The following is a 21,724-nucleotide window of genomic DNA, read 5'->3' as shown; positions in this document are numbered from 1 at the left end:
GTTGATTTAGTTGTAATAACTTCCTTTTTTACCGTTTTCCGATCTTCCCCCCTTTCCGACAAAATTAGTCGATCACCGTCCCCATCGTTAGACAGACTTTGAACAGCATGACTACTATACTTAAGCCTATCCTGCAAACGCTGGGCGGGTGAACCTTTGGTTGTTTACATCGACTTCATTTTTTTGGTCAATTTGTTCATTGATGCTGTATTGCTGATGGCTACCGCCTGGATGAGAAAAGTTCGTCCGGTGTGGTGGCGGCTGCTTGCTTCGGCTGTTATTGGTGCGATGTATGTGGTCATGATGTTTGTGCCGGAGCTGTCCTTTTTATTTACATTCCTGATTAAGCTGGCATTATCGGTCATTATGCTGTTGGTGGCTTTTGGATTTGGCAGCATGCAAAAGTATCTTCGTACGATGGGTGCTTTTTATATGATCAATTTTGTAGCAGCGGGAGGAATTCTGGGGATGCATTATTTACTCCAGAGCACGGGGGAATTGTTTAATGGCATCTGGTACACGGCTTCAGGTGGAATGTCCTTTGAGCTGAAAATTGCATTCTGGTTTATCTTATGCGCATTTGGCGGAGTGATGCTTTTCTTTCGCATTGTGCAATCTTCAAAGCATCGCGCAGAAAGGATGAGTGGATTTCTGGGTGAGGTACAGGTATGGATCGGACAGGATCATATTGAGTGTACAGGCTTGTTGGATACGGGGAACCAACTTCATGATCCATTGACCCGGACACCGGTGATGGTCATGGAGGCTGCCTTGTGGGATGCATATTTACCCTCTTCCTGGCTCCACAAGCTATCTGAGGGAAATGTGGATCAACTGGTGATGGAGTTGGGAGACGAATCGTTTAAATGGCAGGATCGAGTTCGTCTCGTTCCATATCGTGGCATTAACCATAACCACTCCTTTATGCTCGCACTCAAACCGGATCGCGTAGAGGTGGTGATGAATGGGGCTCGTTATGTGCATCATCGGGTGCTGATCGGCTTGGATGGGGGAAAGCTGTCAGCAGAGGGAAAATACCGCGCGATCATTCATCCAGATGTGACGGCACACGCAGAGGGGGCTGCTGAGACGAATCAGAAGCAGGAAGAAATATGCTTTGAAGCGCAGGACTATGGTCGTGGACACACGATCAGGTCTGAAGGCAATCAGGCTATTGCTGTAACGGACGAAGGGACGCAACGAGATTTTACACCATTTTCAGAAGGGGGAGAATGACATGCGGGAACAGATGAAATTCAAGATGAAAATCAGGTTTACTTTACAGCTGCAATATTATCGTATTTTATTTTTATTCGGGTTAAAAAGTGAAGAGATTTATTATATCGGCGGCAGCGAGGCGCTCCCCCCGCCGCTGACGAGGGATGAGGAAGAGTATTTGCTTGGAAAACTCTCTTCCGGTGATGCAGCAGTACGCTCCATGTTGATTGAACGGAATTTGCGGCTGGTGGTGTACATTGCGCGTAAGTTTGAGAACACAGGAATCAATATTGAGGATCTCGTATCTATAGGGGCGATTGGACTTATCAAGGCAGTTAACACCTTTGATCCCGAGAAAAAAATCAAGCTCGCTACCTATGCTTCCCGATGCATCGAAAATGAAATTTTAATGTATTTGCGCCGAAATAGTAAAACAAGAACGGAAGTTTCTTTTGACGAGCCTTTGAATATTGATTGGGATGGGAATGAGTTGCTGCTTTCCGATGTGATGGGGACGGAAAATGATACCATTTACCGCAATATTGAGGAGCAGGTGGACCGCAAATTATTGCATAAGGCGCTGGATAAGCTGACGGATCGGGAACGTCTGATTATGGAGCTGCGTTTTGGCTTGCAGGACGGGGAAGAGAAGACACAGAAGGATGTTGCTGACCTGTTAGGCATCTCGCAATCCTATATTTCGCGTCTGGAAAAACGTATTATAAAGCGCTTACGGAAAGAGTTCAACAAAATGGTGTGATGCTTGGGTATATTCGGAAGCGATGGAAACGGCGAATAAAAAAACACCCTCAGGAGATAATGTACATTAATGTTGCTCCTTGGGAGGTAAGACACGATGACCCGAAACAAAGTGGAAATTTGCGGTGTGGATACCGCCAAACTGCCGGTGCTAACCAATGCGGTAATGCGCGAGCTGTTCACATCACTTCAGCAAAATAATGAACGATCAGCCAGAGAAAAATTGGTTAACGGCAATTTACGGCTCGTCCTGAGTGTGATTCAGCGCTTTAACAATCGGGGAGAGTTTGTTGACGATTTGTTTCAGGTAGGATGCATTGGCCTGATGAAGGCGATTGATAATTTTGACCTTTCGCAAAACGTGAAGTTTTCCACTTATGCGGTGCCAATGATTATCGGTGAGATACGCCGGTATTTGCGGGACAACAATCCGATCCGTGTATCCCGTTCGCTGCGAGATATTGCATATAAGGCGCTTCAAGTGCGGGATAGTCTGACAAATCTGAATTCGCGGGAACCGACGATTTTGGAAATTTCTGAGGCGCTGAACGTGCCTAAGGAAGATGTTGTGTTCGCATTAGATGCGATTCAGGACCCGGTTTCGCTGTTCGAGCCGATATATCACGACGGGGGCGACCCAATCTATGTGATGGATCAGATCAGTGATGACAGAAATAAGGACGTCTCATGGATTGAGGAAATCGCTCTGCGGGAAGCGATGCATCGCCTGGGCCAGCGTGAAAAGATGATATTGTCCATGCGTTTTTATGAAGGAAAGACGCAGATGGAGGTTGCCGACGAAATCGGTATCTCTCAAGCCCAGGTTTCGAGATTAGAGAAGTCGGCTATACAGCAAATGCAAAAGCATGTGAAGTCTTAGTTTTAAGGGAAGAGCAGCTTGGAGGGCATACCGATAAAAACGATCCTTTGTGGATCGTTTTTGCGTTTAAAGGACATTTTTTGGGTTCTCTCGCTCATATAGTGAAATAAAGGATGTGATGCGTGTGAGTACACCGGAAACGTCGGTAAGGGCCATGAAAATTTCCGAGTTTCAAACAAAGGATGTCATTAACATTGTAGATGGGCGACGATTGGGACAAATCAGTGATTTGGAGATTGATGTACGACAGGGCAAAATCGAGGCCATTGTTGTCCCTGGCAGCAGCCGTTTTATGGGCTGGTTTGGAGGGGGAAGTGAACTGGTCATTCCTTGGCGCAACATTGTGAAAATTGGCTCGGATGTGGTACTTGTACGATTGGAGGGACTGCATGAGCCGCAGGGTGATGTTGAGGAAAAATTATATATTGAGCGCCAGGAACGAAATGATCGACGGGGATTTTGAACAGTGATTTTGAGCTTAAGGTATATGTACATTTGACAGCTATGTGAAGACACGGCGGCGGCTTTTTGGTACACTGGGCAATAGAGGTGAGAATGAATGGAACCGTTTGTAGTGAATACCGGGGCAACGGGTGTTGCGTCAACGACAGATGGCACGCATCCTTTGCCGGAGTTGTTATATATTCAATCCTGGGTGAAACAGGTTCGCGGATTGACAGCAGGTTTTACCGGACGCCATGGCGGTGTCGGTGAAGTGCCTTACGAAAGTCTGAATTGTGCGTTTCATGTAGGGGATGACCCGGAGAAAGTTATTCGCAATCGGCAGCTTATTGCGAAGCAGCTCGGATTTGTGCCTGAAGCCTGGACCTGTGGAGAGCAGGTACATGGTAATCACGTTGCTGTTGTAAAGGCTGCTGATCGCGGGCGCGGCTTTGCGGATCGTGCATCTGCTTTTCAGGATACAGACGGACTGTTGACCGATGTACCAGGCATTTTACTGACATCCTTTTATGCGGATTGCGTGCCGTTATATTTTTGTGATCCGGTGCGGCGTGTGGTTGGGCTGGCGCATGCGGGCTGGAAAGGAACAGTTGCGGAGATTGCGCTGAAAATGGTGCAAATGATGCAGACCGAATATGGATCTCAGCCGTCCGATTTGCTTGCAGCCATTGGCCCTTCCATTGGTTCTGAGTCATACGAGGTGGATGAGCATGTTATGAGCCAAATTCGGGTTTTGGAGCATGATTGCCCGGGTAATGATAAATGGGAAGGTACTGTCTATTTCCCGTTAGGCGGCGGAAAAGCGCTCCTTGACTTGAAACAATGCAATCGACACATTATGATGAAAGCAGGAATATTGCCGAGCCGTATCGAATGTACTACCTTATGCACGAGTAGCCGCAGCGATTTGTTTTTTTCGTATCGCAAGGAAGGCGGCGTCACAGGGAGAATGGCGAGCTGGATTGGTCTGGAAGAGAGGTGAGTCCTCCCGTGTCTTTGGAGGAACGAATTAAAGAAGTGAACGCCCGTGTGGAAGCGGCATGTGCCCGCAGCGGACGTTCGCGTGAAGAGGTAAATGTGATCGCTGTCACGAAATATGTTTCAGCAGCGGCGATGGCATCTGTATTGGACAATGGCTTGGAGCATGTTGGCGAAAATCGCTGGCAGGATGCTGCGGATAAATGGAGTAAGCTGGGTGACCAGGGAACATGGCATTTTATCGGTCATCTGCAAACGAATAAGGTTAAAGATGTCATTGGAAAATTTGAATTTATACATTCGCTTGATCGGTTGTCGCTGGCTCAGGAATTGGATAAGAAGGCGGCTGTTCTTGGACTAAGGATCAAAGCCTTTGTGCAAGTTAATATTTCAGGGGAGACTTCGAAATATGGCCTTTCTTCTGAGGCGGTGGTACCTTTTCTGAAACAAATTCGCGATCTGGAGCATGTGGACGTGATCGGCTTGATGACAATGGCTCCCCATGAGGAAGACCCGGAGAATACCCGGCCTGTATTTCGGGGGCTACGTGAACTGCGTGATGCGTTAAATGGACAAGCTTTAACGAGAGAACCTATTGTTCACCTGTCGATGGGCATGTCTAATGATTTTGAGGTGGCGGTTGAAGAAGGAGCGACCTGGTTACGGCTTGGTTCTGTACTGGTCGGACGAGAGGAGGATTTCCATTGGGCGTAATGAATAAGTTCATGAACTTCCTGGGACTTCAGGAAGAAGAGGAAGTTGTAGAGCGAGAGGTTATGAATACGCCGGAAGATCAAGAAATTGAAACCCCAAGCTTTGATAAACGTAAGAACCAGAAGGGCAATAATGTTGTCAGCATCCATTCACAGAAAAATGTGAAAGTTGTCCTGTATGAGCCGCGTTCTTATGATGAAGCACAGGAAATCGCCGACCACATTCGTTCCCATCGTACAGTCGTGGTCAATTTGCAACGCATCCGTAAGGATCAGGCGCTGCGAATCATTGATTTTTTAAGTGGTACTGTATATGCGTTGGGCGGGGGGATTTCCAAGGTGGGCAATAATATTTTCCTGTGTACACCGGATACGGTTGAAATTCAAGGCTCCATTACGGAAATACTAGCTGACACTGAACAAGAACTTAACAGAATGAGGTGAGCTTTTCTTGATCGAGGTAATCGGTTGGCTATTTCAGATTTATTCTTACATGATCATTGCATATGTCCTGATGTCATGGCTTCCTAATGCAAGAGAAAGTGTAATCGGTGATTTACTTGCCAAGTTTGTGGAGCCGTATTTGTCTCCTTTTCGCAGATTTATACCGCCAATCTTCGGGATGATTGATATTTCACCCATCGTTGCGCTGATTGCTCTGCGTTTTGCGTCGTACGGTTTGATGTCTTTAATTCGCAATTTCGTCTAGGAGGGCTTATGCGAACTGAGATTTATGAGCATTTTCACCCGGATGAACGGGATTATGTAGATCGCGCTTCCGAATGGATCAGTCATGCGGGGGCTTATCATGAGAAGAAGCTGACTGATTTTTTGGACCCGCGTCAACTGTACATATTGGAGACGCTTGCTTCGAAGGAAGACAAGGTCACGATTAGGGTAGATGGCGGTTATGAGGCATCGGAACGAAAGCGGGCGCTGATTGCGCCCGATTATTCGTATTTGGACGAGGAGAATATGGGGATTCAGGTTCTTTCCGTCACGTCCGATGATCATAAAATGAATACGTTGGAGCACGGTGATTACTTGGGTGCGATATTGGGACTTGGAATCAAGCGTGAAAAAATAGGGGATATTCATGTGCTGGACGACGGGTGCCATGTATTGGTGGCTTCAGAGATCAGCGATTTTATTACGATGCATTTACAGCAGGTTCATCGTGTTCATGTGTGGACCGAACTGTTGCCTCCAGAAAATCTGCGGACGAAGGATGTTGCATTAGAGCCGCTGGACCTGACGGTGGCATCTTTGCGTCTGGACGGCATTGCCAGTGATGTGTATAAGCTGAGCCGCAGCAAGATCTTAACACCGATCCGGGCCGGACGGTGCAAGGTAAATTGGAAGGTGGAGGAGAATCCATCCACTTCACTTAAGGCGGGGGACATTATTTCCATGCAGGGATTTGGGCGTTTCAAAGTGCTGGAAACAGACGGTGTGACAAAAAAAGGAAGATTCCGTGTCAAAATTGGCAAGTTTATATAGCTGGAGGCAGGATTCACGAGCTTTCTGTCGAAAGAATTAAGCTATAGCGAAGAACTGGAACGATTTTGCTCTGTACAGCATTCACAAAACGGGGTATGATGACCGATAGATGATAGTGAGCGTCGTGACGCGGAAAATGTTTTTTTGTCAATCTTATAGGAGGTGGACGGCATGCCATTAACACCATTGGATATACATAACAAGGAATTTGCCCGCCGGCTTCGCGGTTATGACGAAGATCAGGTCAATGAATTTTTGGATCAGGTGATCAAGGATTACGAGGGCGTTATCCGTGAAAATAAAGAACTGAGTACACAGCTGTTGAATGTTCAGGAAAAGCTCGATCATTTTTCGACCATTGAGGATACGCTGAGCAAGACGATTATCGTGGCGCAAGAAGCGGCTGATGAAGTCCGTAACAATGCCAAGAAAGAGTCGCAGCTCATCGTGAAGGAAGCGGAAAAAAATGCGGACCGCATTGTGAATGAAGCGTTGTCCAAATCCCGCAAAATTGCGTTGGAGGTCGAGGAACTGAAGAAGCAGGCTTCGATTTACCGGGCACGTTTTCGTACATTGGTGGAGGCGCAGCTTGACTTGTTAAGTCAGGACGGATGGGAAGCGCTTGAAAATCGTGAACGCGAAGTGCTGGAGCGCGAGCGTGAAATGAAAGAGATTTATTAATCGTCATTTCTGACAGCGATGATTGGGTCTCTTCAGGGTTGACTTTTATCTTCAAAGAGGCTATAACTGAAATACTATACTGGATATCACGTTATCCGTTGGGTAATGGGTTGTTATTCAGGGCAGCGAAGCTGCTGATTTAATTTCCCGATGAATTTAACATTTGGAATTCGTTGATGGGAACGAGTACGTCATGTTTTTGTCCCTCAGAGAGTTGGCCTTTTTCCGGTGCAAGCCAACGTTCAGAACATGACCGAAGATCCTCCCTGAGAAGTGAGCTGAAGCGCTTGAGTTTTATCCAGCGTGTGTAAGCTATCACCGTATGCCATACGTTACAATGGCGCCCTGCTGTAGTTGAGTAGGGCTCGGAGAGCCGTGACGGGACCAGTCTTTTTGAAAATGGTCTGTTTACGGAATCAGGGTGGTAACGCGAGCACAGTCTTGTCCCTTTACAGGGACGGGGCTTTTTTGTTGCTTTTTTTCAGAGAATCCTACAGAAACTGATGAACAGAGAGGAAGAATGACATTATGAACAGAGTAGATGTCAAAGAAAAGGCACGGTCCCGCGACCTGCGCATCCTGAGCAAATGGAAGCGGGAGGACACGTTCCGCAAAACCATCACGCATCGTGAGGGAAAACCAAACTTTGTATTTTATGAAGGCCCGCCAACAGCTAATGGTAAACCGCATATCGGTCACATGCTGGGGCGTGTAATTAAGGATTTTGTCGGCCGTTACCAAACGATGAAGGGGTACCGTGTCGTACGCAAGGCAGGTTGGGATACCCATGGGCTACCGGTAGAATTGGGTGTACAGAAGCAATTGGGCATTTCCCATAAGCCTGAAATTGAGGAATATGGCGTTGAAAAGTTTATCAAAAAATGTAAAGCCAGCGTGTTTGAGTATGAGCAGCAATGGCGTGATCTGACCGAAGCCATCGGCTACTGGACAGACCTCGATCATCCATACATCACGCTAGATAATAATTATATCGAGAGTGTGTGGAACATTCTGGCGACAATTCACGAAAAGGATCTGCTGTATCGCGGTCATCGCGTAAGTCCGTATTGTCCGGATTGTCAGACAACGCTGAGTTCCCATGAAGTGGCACAGGGCTACAAAGACGTAAAAGACCTGAGTGCCACGGCCAAATTCAAGCTCCATAGTAGTGGTGAATATGTGCTGGCATGGACGACAACACCTTGGACTTTACCGAGTCACGTGGCACTTGCCGTCAATCCTGATCTGGAATACGCTCGTGTAAAACAGGAAGACGGTGTATATATCGTTGCCAAAAACCTCGTCGAAGACGTGATTAAAGGCGATCATGAAGTGATTGGCACGCTGCTGGGTTCGGAATTGGTAGGTCAATCGTATACTCCGCCATTTACGTATTTCCAAGTCGAGAAGGGTAATCAGATTCTGGGTGCGAAGTTCGTAACGGACTCCAGCGGTACAGGTATTGTTCATATGGCTCCGGCGCATGGTGAAGATGATTACCGGGTATGTCGTGAAAATGGCGTTGGATTCATCAATGTGGTGGATCTCCAGGGTAACTATGTAGAGGAAATCACTGATTTTGCAGGCCGTTTTGTGAAGGACTGTGATGTGGATATTGTTAAAATGCTGTCGGAAAAAGGCTTGCTGTACAGCAAGGAAAAATACGAGCATAGCTATCCGTTCTGCTGGCGCTGTGATACTCCGCTATTGTACTACGCCATGGATAGCTGGTTTATCAAAACAACCGCCATCAAGGATCAACTGATTGCCAACAACAACGAAGTTGAATGGTATCCGGGTCATATACGCGAAGGACGCTTCGGCAAGTTTTTGGAGGAATTGGTGGACTGGAACATCAGCCGTGATCGCTATTGGGGCACACCGCTGAATATCTGGGTTTGTGAAGAAACCGGAGAGCAGTTCGCTCCGCATAGTATTGCTGAACTGCGGGAACGTGCGATTGGTGACGTACCAGCCGATATTGAGCTGCACAAGCCATATGTGGATGAAATCAAGGTTCGCAGTACATGCGGCAAATACGAAATGACCCGTACACCGGAAGTGATCGACGTATGGTTCGATAGCGGCTCCATGCCATTTGCCCAACATCATTATCCATTTGAAAATAATGAAACATTCGAGCAGCAATTCCCGGCAGACATGATCTGTGAAGGTATTGACCAGACTCGTGGCTGGTTCTATAGCTTGCTTGCGGTTTCGACCATGCTGACGGGCAAAGCTCCTTACAAAGCAGTTATGGCGACAGGTCACGTACTGGATGAGCAGGGGCAGAAAATGTCCAAATCCAAGGGAAATGTGATTGATCCATGGGAAGTGATTGACGAGTACGGTACAGATGCTTTCCGTTGGGCTTTGTTGTCCGATAGTGCACCGTGGAATAGCAAACGTTTTTCCAAGGGCATTGTAGGCGAAGCCAAATCGAAGCTGGTAGATACGCTCGTAAATACACACGCTTTCCTGACTTTGTATGCGGATATCGACGGTTATGATCCGGCGCAGCATCCGTTCAAGCCATCAGCACACAAGTTGGATCGTTGGATTTTGTCCCGCCTCAACAGCTTGATTCTGGTGGTGGACAAAGCGCTGGCAGTAAACGACTTCCTGAATTCGTCCAAAGCGATTGAGTCGTTCGTGGATGAACTGAGCAATTGGTATATCCGCCGTTCGCGCGACCGATTCTGGGGCCATGGCCTTACAGAAGATAAATTGGATGCGTACCGTACACTGACTGAGGTGCTGTTGACGACAGCGAAGCTGCTTGCGCCGTTCACACCGATGCTGGCTGAGGATATTTACTTGAACCTGAGCAACGGGGAAAGCGTTCATCTGGATGATTATCCAACTGCAAATGAAGCCCTGATTGATCTGGAACTGGAACGTGACATGGAGACGGCTCGCCGCGTAGTAGAACTGGCGCGCAATGTCCGTAACGAAACGGGGCTGAAAACGCGTCAGCCGTTATCCGAATTGATTTTGTCCATGGATCAGGATTTTGAGCTGAGTGGTTATGAGGAAATCATCAAGGATGAGATCAATGTGAAACATATTCATGTTGAAACGGACGATAGCGGCTTTGTAGACTTCACACTGAAGCTGAATTTGAAGGTAGCGGGCAAGAAATACGGCAAAAATGTCGGCTTCCTGCAAAACTTTTTCAAAGGAATGTCTGTGGAGGACACGCGTTCGGTTGTAGAAAAAGGAGTGCTGAACATGGCTTCTCCAGAAGGGGAAGAGTTACAGGTTACAGCCGAGGAATTACTGGTGGAGAAAAAAGCGAAGGAAGGCTTTGCTTCCGCTTCCGGCTATGGTTTAACCGTAGCGTTGAACACAGACATTACGCCTGAGTTGGAGCAAGAGGGCTGGGTACGTGAGGTTGTTCGTGCGGTGCAGGATTACCGTAAGAAGCTGGATCTGCCGATTGAAAAGCATGTGGCACTTATGCTGGATGTAGATAGTGAGCTACATCAGGCGATTCAAAATTTCGATTCGGTGTTGCGTGAAAACGTATTGGTAACGACGGTGACATTTGGTCAAGCCGAGCCTATGGAACGTGTAGAAGTGAACGGTAAAACGATCGGCGTGCATATTGGGGAATAATTACAAGACCCCTGTCCCATAATACAATAACAGGCAGCATATAAAAAACGAGCCTAGGTATTGGAACGGATGGATGATCTCCGTTACATGCCTCGGCTCGTTTGCTGCGTTCAGGGCAGCATGGGAAAAGGGGGATGGTGCATGACCGCACGATCAAGGCGCAGACAGGGCAGAAGCCGCCAAGGCATGAACGGAGGAAGTACAGGGGCTGTAGTCACAGATCTAGGCACAGCAGGTGATCAGGCAGACCAGCTAAGCCGTGTAGAAAAGCTGGTGCGTTCCGTGTCGCAGCAGTTGGAACGCAGCCGTATTGCTGATTATGCCCTGTTGCTCAACAGGCCTTGGCGATTGCTCTGGCTAAACTTAATATCAGGTCTGTCTCGGGGACTCGGTATCGCGCTTGGGTTTACTTTTTTCGCGGCGACCATTATCTATGTGCTGCAAGTGTTGGGAGCGCTGAATTTGCCGATCATCGGTGATTATATTGCTGATATTGTACGGATTGTGCAACGACAACTGCAGCTAAACACCTACTAGTTACTTATTTACCTGTTAGGATTTGGTTTAACTATTCGTCTTCGTGCGTATCTGGCTCCAGCAGACCTTCGCCCTCACCATCATCCAGATAACGCTGATAAATGGAACTGCGGACAACCGATACATTTTTTCCATATATGTCTGTGGCTACAAAGCTTTCGTAAGGCTCTACGAAGCCCATATTATCATCGTTGGCCTCAATTTCCATATCGTCGTAGCTATGAATTTCTCCACTTTCGGCCATGGCTGGTGTATTCGATGTACCCCAGCTTTCAACGATTTGCCAGGCGTCCTCGCCGTCAAAGCCGTTTTGATCTTCACGCTCATCCAGACTTGTTCTGCCGAATGCGGGAGCGAGGAATTCCTCCTCCACCGGGCGTCGGTTGGAAACTTCTGTTTCAGGGCTGTATTCTTTGCAGTAAATGGTATAGGGAACTGCTAGCAGACGGTCATAAGGAATCGGTTTGCCGCTAGCTGCACAAATGCCATAGGTTCCCTTATCCATTGCCATTAAGGCTGATTCGATACGTTCTAATTGAAATTCGTCGTGCTCCAATAGGGAAATGTCCTTGGCTCGCTCATACGTTTCGGTAGCCAAATCACCCGGATGATTATCAATAGGGGAAAGTTCGCCGGTCTGATCGCGTTGGGAATCGCCGAGTCCATAATGATCGTTGTCCTGCAAACGATGCTCAATCTCCTTTTTACGTTCCAGTAGTTCGTTACGCAATCCCTGCAATTGTTGCTCCGTCAATGGGGACATGGAATCCACTCCTTATTCTAGGTTTAACCTGCGCGTATGCTGTGTCGGTTATGCTCCTTATAGTTTGCACCGGAAAGACCTCTTTTACATAGGAAATTCTGATCAAATGCGCTGGAGTTTATTTATTCGTAATTCAGGCTCAATAGCTTGGGGGATTCGTGGACGATCTGAGAAGGCTTATGCTACAATAAATGGGTTCGACAACGGATATAAGCAGATCGGAGTGACGAAGGACTGTGATTTATTTTGGTATTGCGCTAATTATTTTTTTGATTGATCAGGGAGTCAAATATTTGGTGGCTACGCGCATGGAATTGTACGAGCAAATACCCGTCATCGGCAATTTCTTTCTAATCACGTCCCATCGTAACCGAGGAGCCGCTTTTGGGATTTTGGAAGGCCAGCGTTGGCTGTTTATCGTGATTACGATTGTGGTGGTGATCGGTATCATATGGTATTTGCGGAAGACGGTTAAGGCCGGGCAGAAATTGCTTCCAGTTGCATTAAGTTTGGTCCTTGGAGGCGCGGTCGGTAACTTTTTGGATCGGGCTATTTCAGGGGAAGTGGTTGATTTTGCTCAATTCAATTTTGGAAGCTATACGTTTCCGATTTTTAATGTGGCAGACTCGGCGATTGTCATCGGTGTAGCACTGATTATTTTGGATACATTGCTGGAATCGCGTCGGAACAAAGATAATGGCAGTGATAGCATTGAAGGGAAGTCATAGCATGAAAGAAGTAAACGAAAACGGCGAAGCCACAGGTTTGTCTTATGAGGACGAACTGGAGGGTGAATCTCTGGAATGGACAGCGGAATCCGGGGATGCCAAAACGCGTATAGACAAATATATCGCCGAAGAAATGAAGGATGTGTCCCGTTCCCAGATTCAACTGTGGATCGGGAACGGTCGGGTGTTGGTGAACGGCACAGCGATCAAAGCGAATTACAAGCTGGCTGAAGGTGATCGAATATCATTGTCCGTACCTGAGCCGGAGAGTGTAGATATTGTACCGGAAAATATTCCGCTGGATGTTGTTTACGAGGATTCGGACGTCATTGTCATTAACAAGCAACGTGGTCTGGTTGTACATCCTGCACCAGGACACTCTTCGGGCACATTGGTCAACGCACTCATGTACCACTGTCATGATCTTTCCGGCATCAACGGTGAATTGCGTCCTGGTATCGTCCATCGTATTGATAAGGATACATCAGGACTGCTGATGGCAGCCAAAAATGATCAGGCTCACGCCTCGCTCGCAGCGCAGCTTAAGGATCACAGTGTCACTCGTAAATATATAGCGCTGGTTCATGGCCATCTAAGTCATGATCAGGGAACGGTAGATGCTCCCATCGGACGTGATTCGGGGGACCGCAAATTGTTCACTGTGACAGAGCGCAACAGCAAGCATGCAGTTACCCATTTTCTCGTGATTGAGCGTTTGGGAGATTATACCTTGCTGGAACTTCAACTGGAAACAGGGCGTACGCATCAAATCCGTGTGCACATGAAATTTATTGGGCACCCGTTGGTCGGTGATCCGATGTATGGACGTAGCAAAGGGGTCCGTATGGATGGCCAAGCACTGCATGCCGCGGTATTGGGCTTTAAGCATCCCACCACTGGAGAGTACATGGAGTTCAGCAGACCGATTCCTCCCGATATGGAAGATGTACTGGCATCCTTGCGCAGTCGGTAAACAATGATAAATTACATTCGATATTCACAAACCTGAATAATGATTAAGCATAACCGCCTAATTGGCGGTTATTTTTGTTATTGGTCATGGTATATGTAAAAACAACTATGGATAATTATACAGTAAAATTGTATAATTATTTAAGTGCTTCCGGTGGCGCCGGTTGAACAGGTGTTGACACGTGATTTTCAATCTGTCATACTTCTTGTAGTTGTGATGAACTTTGTCCACAAGATGGCTTGCTATCTTGTACTATGAGAAACTGGATAAAGGAAATCCTGAATAGCACCTTTAAATCAGTCCCGTGAGGCTGGCAAGGTAACGTGAATGGATCACTGATCAGTGCATCCGCTGCGGCGGCATGTCTTCAGTGTATCCGAGAGATCGGAGAACGGTGGAAGACTGTTCATACGAGACTCCTTGCCAAACTTGGGCAAGGAGTCTTTTTTGTATCCGAACACGGGACCAGGTCTGAAGGGAACATATCCTGAGGAGGCTGGAAGCATGAGTAGTGAAACACATGTACTGATGGATGAAATTGCGATTCGCCGGGCTTTGACACGGATTGCACATGAAATTTTGGAAAAAAACAAAGGCATTGACAATTGTGTGCTGGTAGGCATTCGAACGCGAGGGGTTCATCTGGCGCAGCGTCTCGCTGCAAAAATCGCTGAAATTGAGGGCGCCCCGATTCCATGGGGGGAACTGGATGTCACAGCTTACCGTGATGACCGGGGGAACAATGCCGAAGCCAAGGGAAATGGAAAAGAGCTTTTGATGAATCCCGCTGACGTATCGGTTCATGATAAGAAAGTCATTCTCTTCGACGATGTGCTGTACACAGGCCGTACCATTCGCGCGGCGATGGACGCATTGATGCACTGCGGAAGACCGCAAATGATCCAACTGGCGGTTCTGGCAGATCGCGGACACCGTGAGCTTCCGATTCGTCCAGATTACATCGGCAAGAACATCCCGACCTCCAAATCCGAGGAAATCGTAGTTGCGCTTCAGGAGACGGACGGTAAGGACGAAGTGACGATCAATCAAAATCGGGGGGAACAGGCATGATTACAACAACCAGTCAACTTAGAGAACGCAGCCTGCTCGGATTAAAAGAACTTAGCCGAAATGAAATTGAGTCGATTCTGGATCGCGCTCATTATTGGGAATCACAGCCGGAAAAGCTGGTTCCAGTGCTACAATCACGCTTTGCGGCTAACATGTTTTTTGAAAACAGCACCCGCACCCGCTTTTCTTTTGAAATGGCGGAAAAACGCTTAGGCGCTCAGGTTTTGAACTTTTCCGCTGCGGCCTCCAGTGTAGAAAAAGGGGAATCCATCTACGACACGGTACGCACGCTTGAATCGATGGGCATCGACGCAGGAGTCATTCGGCTGAAGCCGGACGGAGTGCTGCAAGAGCTTGCTGAGAAGGTCAGTGTCCCACTGGTGAACGCCGGTGATGGCAACAACGAGCATCCAACGCAGGCGTTGCTGGATCTGTACACGATGCGCAAGACTTTCGGCGAGCTAAAGGGCTTGCGAGTATCCATCATTGGAGACATTCTGCACAGCCGTGTGGCTCGATCGAATCTGTGGGCCTTGCAAAAATTTGGAGCCCAGGTTAGCTTCTGCGCGCCGGACAATATGCAGGCATCTGATCTTGCGGCGCACGCGCCTTATGTACCGATGCAAGAGGCATTGCAGGCAGACGTAGTTATGATGCTTCGGGTACAGCTGGAACGGCACGCCGAAGGGATGCTGCGTTCAGCGGATGAGTACCGCGAGCAGTACGGCTTGACAGAGCAAAGAGCAGCCAATCTTAAACCCGGAACGATCATTATGCATCCGGCTCCAGTGAACCGGAATGTGGAAATCGACAGTGCAGTTGTGGAAAGCGAACAATCACGGATTTTCCCGCAGATGGCAAACGGGGTTCCAATCCGCATGGCGGTAATGGAACGGGCAATGAAGCTGTAGAGACTGTCAGCAGGATCGCGGAATTAGCATTGGTAACGGTTAAAGCAAAGCATAACAAGCAGCGGCGAAAGTTGCAGAAAACCTGAGCGGAGGAACCTTTTACATGAACCAATTAATTATGAATGCAAGCGTATTGAATGAGCAGGGCGAGGCTGAACTGAAATCTATTCTGATCGCGGACGGAAAAATATTGGCAATCGTAAATGCAGACGCTGGAGTTAGTCTACTTGTGGAAGAAGGGGCATCCGAGCAGGAGAGCCAAGTCGAAAAAATCGACGCCCAAGGCAAGCTGGTGATTCCCGGTTTGATCGACATGCATGTGCATCTGAGAGAACCTGGCTTTGAATATAAAGAAACGATTGAAACGGGCAGCCGAGCGGCGGTGAAAGGCGGATTTACGACGATTGCCTGCATGCCGAATACACGCCCGGTGACGGACAATGTGGACACGGTTCAATTGGTACTGAAAAAGGGGCAGGACGCCGGGCTTGCCAAGGTACTTCCTTACGCAGCCATTACGAAAAACGAGTTGGGCCGCGAGCTGACGGATTTTGAAGCGCTCAAGGCAGCAGGCGCAATCGGCTTTACTGACGATGGTGTCGGGGTGCAAAGCGCGCAGATGATGAAGGATGCCATGGCGCGGGCCAAAGTGCTGGATATGCCGGTTATTGCTCACTGCGAAGATAACACGCTTGTTGAAGGAGCAGCGGTGACAGACGGCGAATTTGCCAAGCGCCACGGACTTAAAGGCATTCCGAACGAATCCGAAGCGATTCACGTCGGACGGGACATTTTACTATCCGAGGCAACCGGGGCACACTATCATGTATGCCATGTCAGCACGGAGCAGTCTGTGCGGCTGATCCGCCACGCGAAATCTTTTGGCATCAAGGTAACGGCTGAGGTATGTCCCCACCATTTGGTATTGTCGGATGAAGACATTCCGGGGCTGGACGCGAATTGGAAAATGAATCCTCCGCTGCGCTCCCCACGTGATGTGCAGGCCTGCATCGAGGGACTGGAGGACGGAACGATCGACATCGTCGTAACCGACCATGCGGCACACAGCGAAGAAGAGAAGGCAAAAGGGTTGGAGCTGGCGCCTTTTGGTATCGTTGGCTTCGAAACAGCTTTTCCGCTGCTGTACACGAAATTTGTAGCGACCGGACAATGGACGCTCGACTTTCTGGTACGGCGCATGACGGCTGACCCGGCACGTGTCTTCCGCCTCGACACAGGGCGTCTAGAAGAAGGAGCACCTGCGGACCTGACCATGGTTGATCTGGAGCAGGAGCAGGCCGTTGATCCGCAAGCATTTGCCAGTAAAGGACGCAACACTCCTTTTACAGGCTGGAAGCTCAAAGGATGGCCTGTGAAAACTTGGGTAGACGGCAGACTGGTATGGTCTGCTGACGAAGTGAAATAAATACAAAACACTAAAATAATAGAACCTTATTACAGGAAATCATACAGAGGAGTGAGACGGGATGCAGGCAAGATTGTTGCTTCAGGACGGCACGCTGTTTACAGGCACAGCATTTGGTGCGGACGGTGAAAAAACAGGCGAGGTCGTTTTCAACACAGGGATTACAGGCTACCAAGAGGTGCTGACCGATCCCTCTTATTGCGGACAAATCGTAACGATGACTTACCCGCTGATTGGCAATTACGGAATTACTCGGGATGACTTTGAATCGGTACGGCCTTATGTGCATGGCTTTGCCGTTCGACGTTACGAGCCGGTGCCAAGCAACTGGCGTGCCCAATACAGCGTGGACGATTTGCTGAAGGAATATGGCATCATTGGCATTAGCGACATCGACACCCGCATGCTTACCCGGATTATTCGCCATCACGGCACGATGAAGGGCATTTTGACGACAGGCACTCAGCCTGTGGAAGAACTGAAAGAAATGATGGCTGACCTGACAATTGAAGAACTGCGTAACCAGGTTCCATTGACCTCTACGCCTCATCCGTATAGCAGCCCTGGCAACGGGGAGCGGATCGTACTGATTGACTATGGTGCTAAGAGCGGTATCTTGCGTGAACTGAATAAAAGGGATTGCGACGTAGTAGTGGTTCCGCATGATACAACGGCAGAGGAAATTCGCCGCTTGGACCCGGACGGAATTCAGTTGTCCAACGGCCCTGGAGATCCCAAAGACGTACCGCATGCCGTACGCACGGTGGCTGAACTGCTAGGGGAATATCCGATCTTCGGAATTTGCTTGGGACACCAGCTGTTTGCCTTAGCTTCGGGAGCGGATACGGAGAAACTGAAATTCGGTCATCGTGGCGGTAACCATCCGGTGAAGGAACTGGAGAGCGGACGCTGCTTCATTACTTCACAAAATCACGGCTACACCGTGAATGAGGGCTCGATCGAAGGAACCGAGCTTGAAGTGACGCATATTAATAACAACGATAAAACGATTGAAGGTCTTAAGCATACCAAGTATCCCGCGTTTTCGGTGCAATATCATCCGGAGGCTGCGCCTGGACCTTACGATAACGGCTACTTGTTTGACCGCTTTCTGGACATGATCCGTGAGTACAAAAGAAATCATCCAAAGCAACCGCGTCAGGCTGCTATCGCCGCCGCAGTGAGAGGAGAGCGCTAATATGCCGAAAAATACAGAACTTAAAAAAATACTCGTAATTGGTTCCGGCCCTATCGTGATTGGTCAGGCTGCGGAATTCGACTACGCTGGTACGCAAGCCTGTCAAGCGCTCAAAGAAGAAGGCGTCGAGGTAGTGCTGATCAACAGTAACCCGGCAACCATCATGACAGACACGAACATGGCGGACAAAGTATACATCGAGCCGATTACACTTGATTTTGTAACACAAATTATCCGTCAAGAGCGTCCAGATGGCCTGCTTCCTACACTGGGAGGACAAACAGGACTGAATATGGCGGTGGAGCTGGCTCATGCCGGAGTACTGGAGCGTGAAAACGTCAAGCTGCTGGGAACACAGCTGACTTCGATTGAAAAAGCCGAAGACCGTGACTTGTTCCGCGATTTGATGCGTGAGCTGGAACAGCCTGTACCTGAGAGCGTCATTGTTACAACGTTAGAGGAATCGCTGGATTTTGCTAACGAAATCGGTTATCCGATCATCGTTCGCCCGGCTTATACGCTGGGTGGAACAGGCGGCGGGATCTGTGAGAACGAAGAAGAACTGCGTGAGACGGTAAGCTCTGGCTTGCGTTACAGTCCAATTGGACAATGTCTGGTGGAAAAGAGCATCGCAGGCATGAAGGAAGTCGAGTATGAGGTCATGCGTGACGGCAATGATAACTGTATCGTTGTCTGCAATATGGAAAACTTTGATCCGGTCGGCGTACATACTGGCGACAGTATCGTTGTAGCGCCGAGTCAGACGCTGTCAGATCGAGAGTACCAAATGCTGCGCTCCGCTTCCCTGAAAATTATCCGCGCCCTCAATATTGAAGGCGGATGTAATGTGCAGTTTGCGCTTGATCCACACAGCTATCAATACTATGTCATTGAAGTAAATCCACGGGTGAGTCGTTCCTCAGCGCTGGCATCCAAGGCGACTGGATATCCAATTGCCAAAATGGCTGCCAAAATCGCGCTGGGGTACACGCTGGATGAAATCGTGAACCCGGTAACGGGACAAACGTATGCTTGCTTTGAGCCGACACTGGATTACATCGTGAGCAAAATACCGCGCTGGCCATTCGACAAATTCATTTCTGCCAATCGCAAGCTGGGCACGCAAATGAAAGCAACTGGCGAAGTGATGGCTATCGGTCGCACGTTCGAAGAGTCCATCCACAAAGCGGTACGGTCGCTGGAAATCGGTGTACATCGTCTGCATCTTAAGGGAGCGGATCAACTGTCGGATGAGGTGCTCACGGAGCGCCTGATTAAAGCAGATGATGAGCGCTTGTTCCTGGTAGCTGAGGCATTCCGTCGCGGCTGGGAGCAGCAGGAAATTCAGGATTTAACGAAAATTGACTGGTGGTTCCTCGACAAGGTAGAGGGCATCGTCAAGTTCGAAGCCAAAATGGCCGAAGAATCCGAACTGACCTACGAAACACTCTATCAGGCCAAACGTAACGGCTTTACGGACCGCTCCATCGCCGAGGTTCGCAGTCTGAGCCAACCGGGTGGCAGCATGACAACCGAGCGCGAGGTACGTGAGTTCCGTTTGAGTCACAACCTGCGCCCGGTCTATAAAATGGTAGATACATGCGCAGCCGAGTTTGAAGCCACTACGCCGTACTACTACTCCTCTTATGAGGTGGAAAACGAAGTGATTCCATCCAATAAAGAGAAAGTCATCGTACTCGGCTCCGGGCCGATTCGGATCGGGCAAGGGATTGAATTTGATTACTCCACCGTGCATGCGGTATGGGCCATTCAAAAAGCGGGCTACGAAGCAGTGATTATCAATAACAACCCTGAAACCGTCTCTACGGACTTTAACACATCCGACCGTCTCTACTTTGAGCCGCTTTTCTTCGAGGACGTTATGAATGTCATCGAGCAGGAAAAACCGATTGGCGTTATCGTCCAGTTCGGCGGTCAAACGGCCATTAATCTCGCAGCTCCGCTTAGTGCGGCAGGCGTGAACATTTTGGGTACGAGTCTGGAAAGCATCGACGAAGCGGAAGATCGGAAAAAGTTCGAGCGGCTGCTGTCACGTCTGGCTATTGCACAGCCTAAAGGCAACACGGTCATCTCGGTAGATGAAGCGGTAGGAACTGCGCAAGGGCTGGGCTACCCGGTGCTGGTGCGTCCATCCTACGTCCTCGGCGGACGGGCGATGGAGATTGTATACTCCGATGCGGAATTGCTGCGCTACATGGAAGAAGCCGTTAAAATCAACCCTGAACACCCGGTGCTGATCGACCGTTACATGCTGGGCAAAGAAGTTGAGGTTGACGCCATCTGTGACGGCGATACGGTACTGGTGCCGGGCATTATGGAGCATGTGGAACGGGCTGGGGTTCACTCAGGTGACTCTATCGCGGTGTATCCGCCGCAGCACTTGTCCGACGAGTTGAAGCAAAAAATCGTGGAAATCACGATCAGCATCGCCAAGGAATTGAAAACGATTGGTCTGGTGAACATCCAGTTCGTCATTCATCAAGACGAGGTGTATGTGATCGAGGTCAACCCGCGTTCCTCGCGGACGGTTCCTTTCCTGAGCAAAGTCACGAATATCCCGATGGCGAATCTGGCGACACAGGCCATTTTGGGCGGCAAGCTCAAGGATGCGGGCTATACAGAAGGGCTATGGCCTGAAAGTAATTATGTCTCGGTCAAGGTTCCGGTATTCTCCTTTGCCAAGCTGCGCCGTGTAGAGCCGACCCTGGGGCCGGAAATGAAATCGACGGGTGAAGTGATGGGACGCGACATTCAGTACGCCAAAGCGCTGTACAAAGGACTCGTGGGTGCTGGTATGAAAATCCCTTCTACCGGGGCGATCATCATCACGGTGGCGGATAAAGATAAAGAAGAAGCTGTCGAGCTGATGCAGGGCTTTTACAGACTGGGCTACAAAATTATTGCAACAGGTGGAACGGCGGCTGCGCTGGAGCAGGCTAACATTCCAGTGAAGACGATCAACAAGCTGAGCGAGGGTACCCCAAATATTCTGGATATGATCCGTACGGGTGAAGCCAACTTCGTCTTCAATACGCTGACCAAGGGGAAAACCCCAGAGCGTGATGGCTTCCGTATCCGCCGTGAAGCGGTTGAGAACGGCATCGTCTGCATGACCTCGTTGGATACTGTACGCGCTTTGCTGAGAATGCTGGAGACGATTAACTTCACATCCGAATCCATGCCGGTTCTGAGCCGCTAACGCGATACGCGAATAGAGGATAAAAAATAAGTACTACAGGAAAGGACATTCATCAGCTTTGGCTGACGGATGTCCTTTATCACGGGCA

General features: G+C 48.9%; 20 protein-coding genes and 1 other annotated feature. Of the genes, 19 read left to right on the top strand and 1 reads right to left on the bottom strand.

The features are described from left to right. Positions 1-156 precede the first annotated feature (156 nt). From spoIIGA to ACIFQM_RS06440, 12 genes are all read left to right on the top strand, one after another. Positions 157-1,236, top strand: coding sequence for a sigma-E processing peptidase SpoIIGA (spoIIGA, locus tag ACIFQM_RS06495; protein WP_430041790.1), 1,080 nt, complete (start codon positions 157-159; stop codon positions 1,234-1,236). A gap of 1 nt (position 1,237) precedes the next feature. Next, positions 1,238-1,978, top strand: coding sequence for an RNA polymerase sporulation sigma factor SigE (gene sigE / locus ACIFQM_RS06490; protein WP_430041792.1), 741 nt, complete (start codon positions 1,238-1,240; stop codon positions 1,976-1,978). 96 nt (positions 1,979-2,074) lie between these two features. Continuing rightward, positions 2,075-2,857 (top strand): RNA polymerase sporulation sigma factor SigG, encoded by a 783-nt coding sequence (gene sigG, locus ACIFQM_RS06485; RefSeq protein WP_430041795.1) that lies wholly within the window; start codon positions 2,075-2,077, stop codon positions 2,855-2,857. Between the two features lie 124 nt (positions 2,858-2,981). After that, a complete protein-coding gene (locus tag ACIFQM_RS06480; RefSeq protein ID WP_430041797.1) occupies positions 2,982-3,320 on the top strand; it encodes a YlmC/YmxH family sporulation protein in 339 nt (112 codons plus the stop codon). A 96-nt stretch (positions 3,321-3,416) separates the two neighbouring features. Continuing rightward, the gene (gene pgeF / locus ACIFQM_RS06475) at positions 3,417-4,301 is read left to right on the top strand and encodes a peptidoglycan editing factor PgeF (protein WP_430041798.1); all 885 of its coding nucleotides are present in this window, start codon (positions 3,417-3,419) and stop codon (positions 4,299-4,301) included. An 8-nt stretch (positions 4,302-4,309) separates the two neighbouring features. Then, complete coding sequence (locus tag ACIFQM_RS06470) at positions 4,310-5,011, top strand: YggS family pyridoxal phosphate-dependent enzyme (protein ID WP_430041799.1); 702 nt, start codon at positions 4,310-4,312, stop codon at positions 5,009-5,011. Continuing rightward, a complete protein-coding gene (locus ACIFQM_RS06465) occupies positions 5,002-5,454 on the top strand; it encodes a cell division protein SepF (RefSeq protein WP_025684635.1) in 453 nt (150 codons plus the stop codon). Before ACIFQM_RS06470 ends, ACIFQM_RS06465 begins: the two co-directional genes overlap by 10 nt. A gap of 7 nt (positions 5,455-5,461) precedes the next feature. Next, positions 5,462-5,719, top strand: a complete 258-nt coding sequence (locus ACIFQM_RS06460) for a YggT family protein (protein ID WP_134913494.1) — start codon at positions 5,462-5,464, stop codon at positions 5,717-5,719. An 8-nt stretch (positions 5,720-5,727) separates the two neighbouring features. Beyond that, positions 5,728-6,510, top strand: coding sequence for an RNA-binding protein (locus tag ACIFQM_RS06455; protein WP_430041802.1), 783 nt, complete (start codon positions 5,728-5,730; stop codon positions 6,508-6,510). 171 nt (positions 6,511-6,681) lie between these two features. Then, the gene (locus ACIFQM_RS06450; RefSeq protein ID WP_014282424.1) at positions 6,682-7,191 is read left to right on the top strand and encodes a DivIVA domain-containing protein; all 510 of its coding nucleotides are present in this window, start codon (positions 6,682-6,684) and stop codon (positions 7,189-7,191) included. Positions 7,192-7,355: 164 nt separating this feature from the next. Further along, positions 7,356-7,643 (top strand) — a binding site (T-box leader). A gap of 76 nt (positions 7,644-7,719) precedes the next feature. Beyond that, positions 7,720-10,809, top strand: coding sequence for an isoleucine--tRNA ligase (ileS, locus tag ACIFQM_RS06445; RefSeq protein WP_430041805.1), 3,090 nt, complete (start codon positions 7,720-7,722; stop codon positions 10,807-10,809). A gap of 141 nt (positions 10,810-10,950) precedes the next feature. Then, positions 10,951-11,346, top strand: coding sequence for a DUF5665 domain-containing protein (locus tag ACIFQM_RS06440; RefSeq protein WP_430041808.1), 396 nt, complete (start codon positions 10,951-10,953; stop codon positions 11,344-11,346). A gap of 31 nt (positions 11,347-11,377) precedes the next feature. Here the strand turns inward: ACIFQM_RS06440 and ACIFQM_RS06435 are convergent, their stop codons facing one another. Next, on the bottom strand, positions 11,378-12,109 hold the full coding sequence (locus ACIFQM_RS06435; RefSeq protein WP_044648406.1) for a TraR/DksA C4-type zinc finger protein: 732 nt from the start codon (positions 12,107-12,109) through the stop codon (positions 11,378-11,380). A gap of 236 nt (positions 12,110-12,345) precedes the next feature. On the opposite strand from ACIFQM_RS06435, the gene lspA reads away from it, so the two are divergent. The 7 genes from lspA to carB all read left to right on the top strand — a co-directional run bounded on the left by lspA (position 12,346) and on the right by carB (position 21,636). Further along, positions 12,346-12,837 carry a signal peptidase II gene (gene lspA / locus ACIFQM_RS06430; protein ID WP_149093331.1) on the top strand — a complete coding sequence of 164 codons (492 nt, stop codon included), beginning with the start codon at positions 12,346-12,348 and terminating at the stop codon, positions 12,835-12,837. A 1-nt stretch (position 12,838) separates the two neighbouring features. Beyond that, positions 12,839-13,810, top strand: coding sequence for an RluA family pseudouridine synthase (locus ACIFQM_RS06425; protein WP_025684629.1), 972 nt, complete (start codon positions 12,839-12,841; stop codon positions 13,808-13,810). Positions 13,811-14,314: 504 nt separating this feature from the next. Then, a complete protein-coding gene (gene pyrR / locus ACIFQM_RS06420) occupies positions 14,315-14,881 on the top strand; it encodes a bifunctional pyr operon transcriptional regulator/uracil phosphoribosyltransferase PyrR (RefSeq protein ID WP_430041811.1) in 567 nt (188 codons plus the stop codon). Next, entirely contained in the window at positions 14,878-15,792 is a 915-nt protein-coding gene (locus ACIFQM_RS06415; protein WP_430041814.1) for an aspartate carbamoyltransferase catalytic subunit, read from the top strand. The genes pyrR and ACIFQM_RS06415 overlap by 4 nt, the downstream gene beginning before the upstream one ends. Before the next feature lie 103 nt (positions 15,793-15,895). Next, positions 15,896-17,218 carry a dihydroorotase gene (locus ACIFQM_RS06410; protein ID WP_430041817.1) on the top strand — a complete coding sequence of 441 codons (1,323 nt, stop codon included), beginning with the start codon at positions 15,896-15,898 and terminating at the stop codon, positions 17,216-17,218. 61 nt (positions 17,219-17,279) lie between these two features. After that, positions 17,280-18,416 carry a carbamoyl phosphate synthase small subunit gene (locus ACIFQM_RS06405; protein ID WP_430041818.1) on the top strand — a complete coding sequence of 379 codons (1,137 nt, stop codon included), beginning with the start codon at positions 17,280-17,282 and terminating at the stop codon, positions 18,414-18,416. 1 nt (position 18,417) lies between these two features. Then, positions 18,418-21,636, top strand: coding sequence for a carbamoyl-phosphate synthase large subunit (gene carB / locus ACIFQM_RS06400; RefSeq protein WP_430041821.1), 3,219 nt, complete (start codon positions 18,418-18,420; stop codon positions 21,634-21,636). Positions 21,637-21,724: the final 88 nt, after the last annotated feature.

This window comes from Paenibacillus sp. NRS-1782, from assembly GCF_050467685.1.
GTDB classification, from domain to species: Bacteria; Bacillota; Bacilli; order Paenibacillales; family Paenibacillaceae; genus Paenibacillus; species Paenibacillus terrae_A.
The sequence above is the reverse complement of the archived record's forward strand: the minus strand, read 5'-3'. Positions and strand labels throughout refer to the sequence as shown.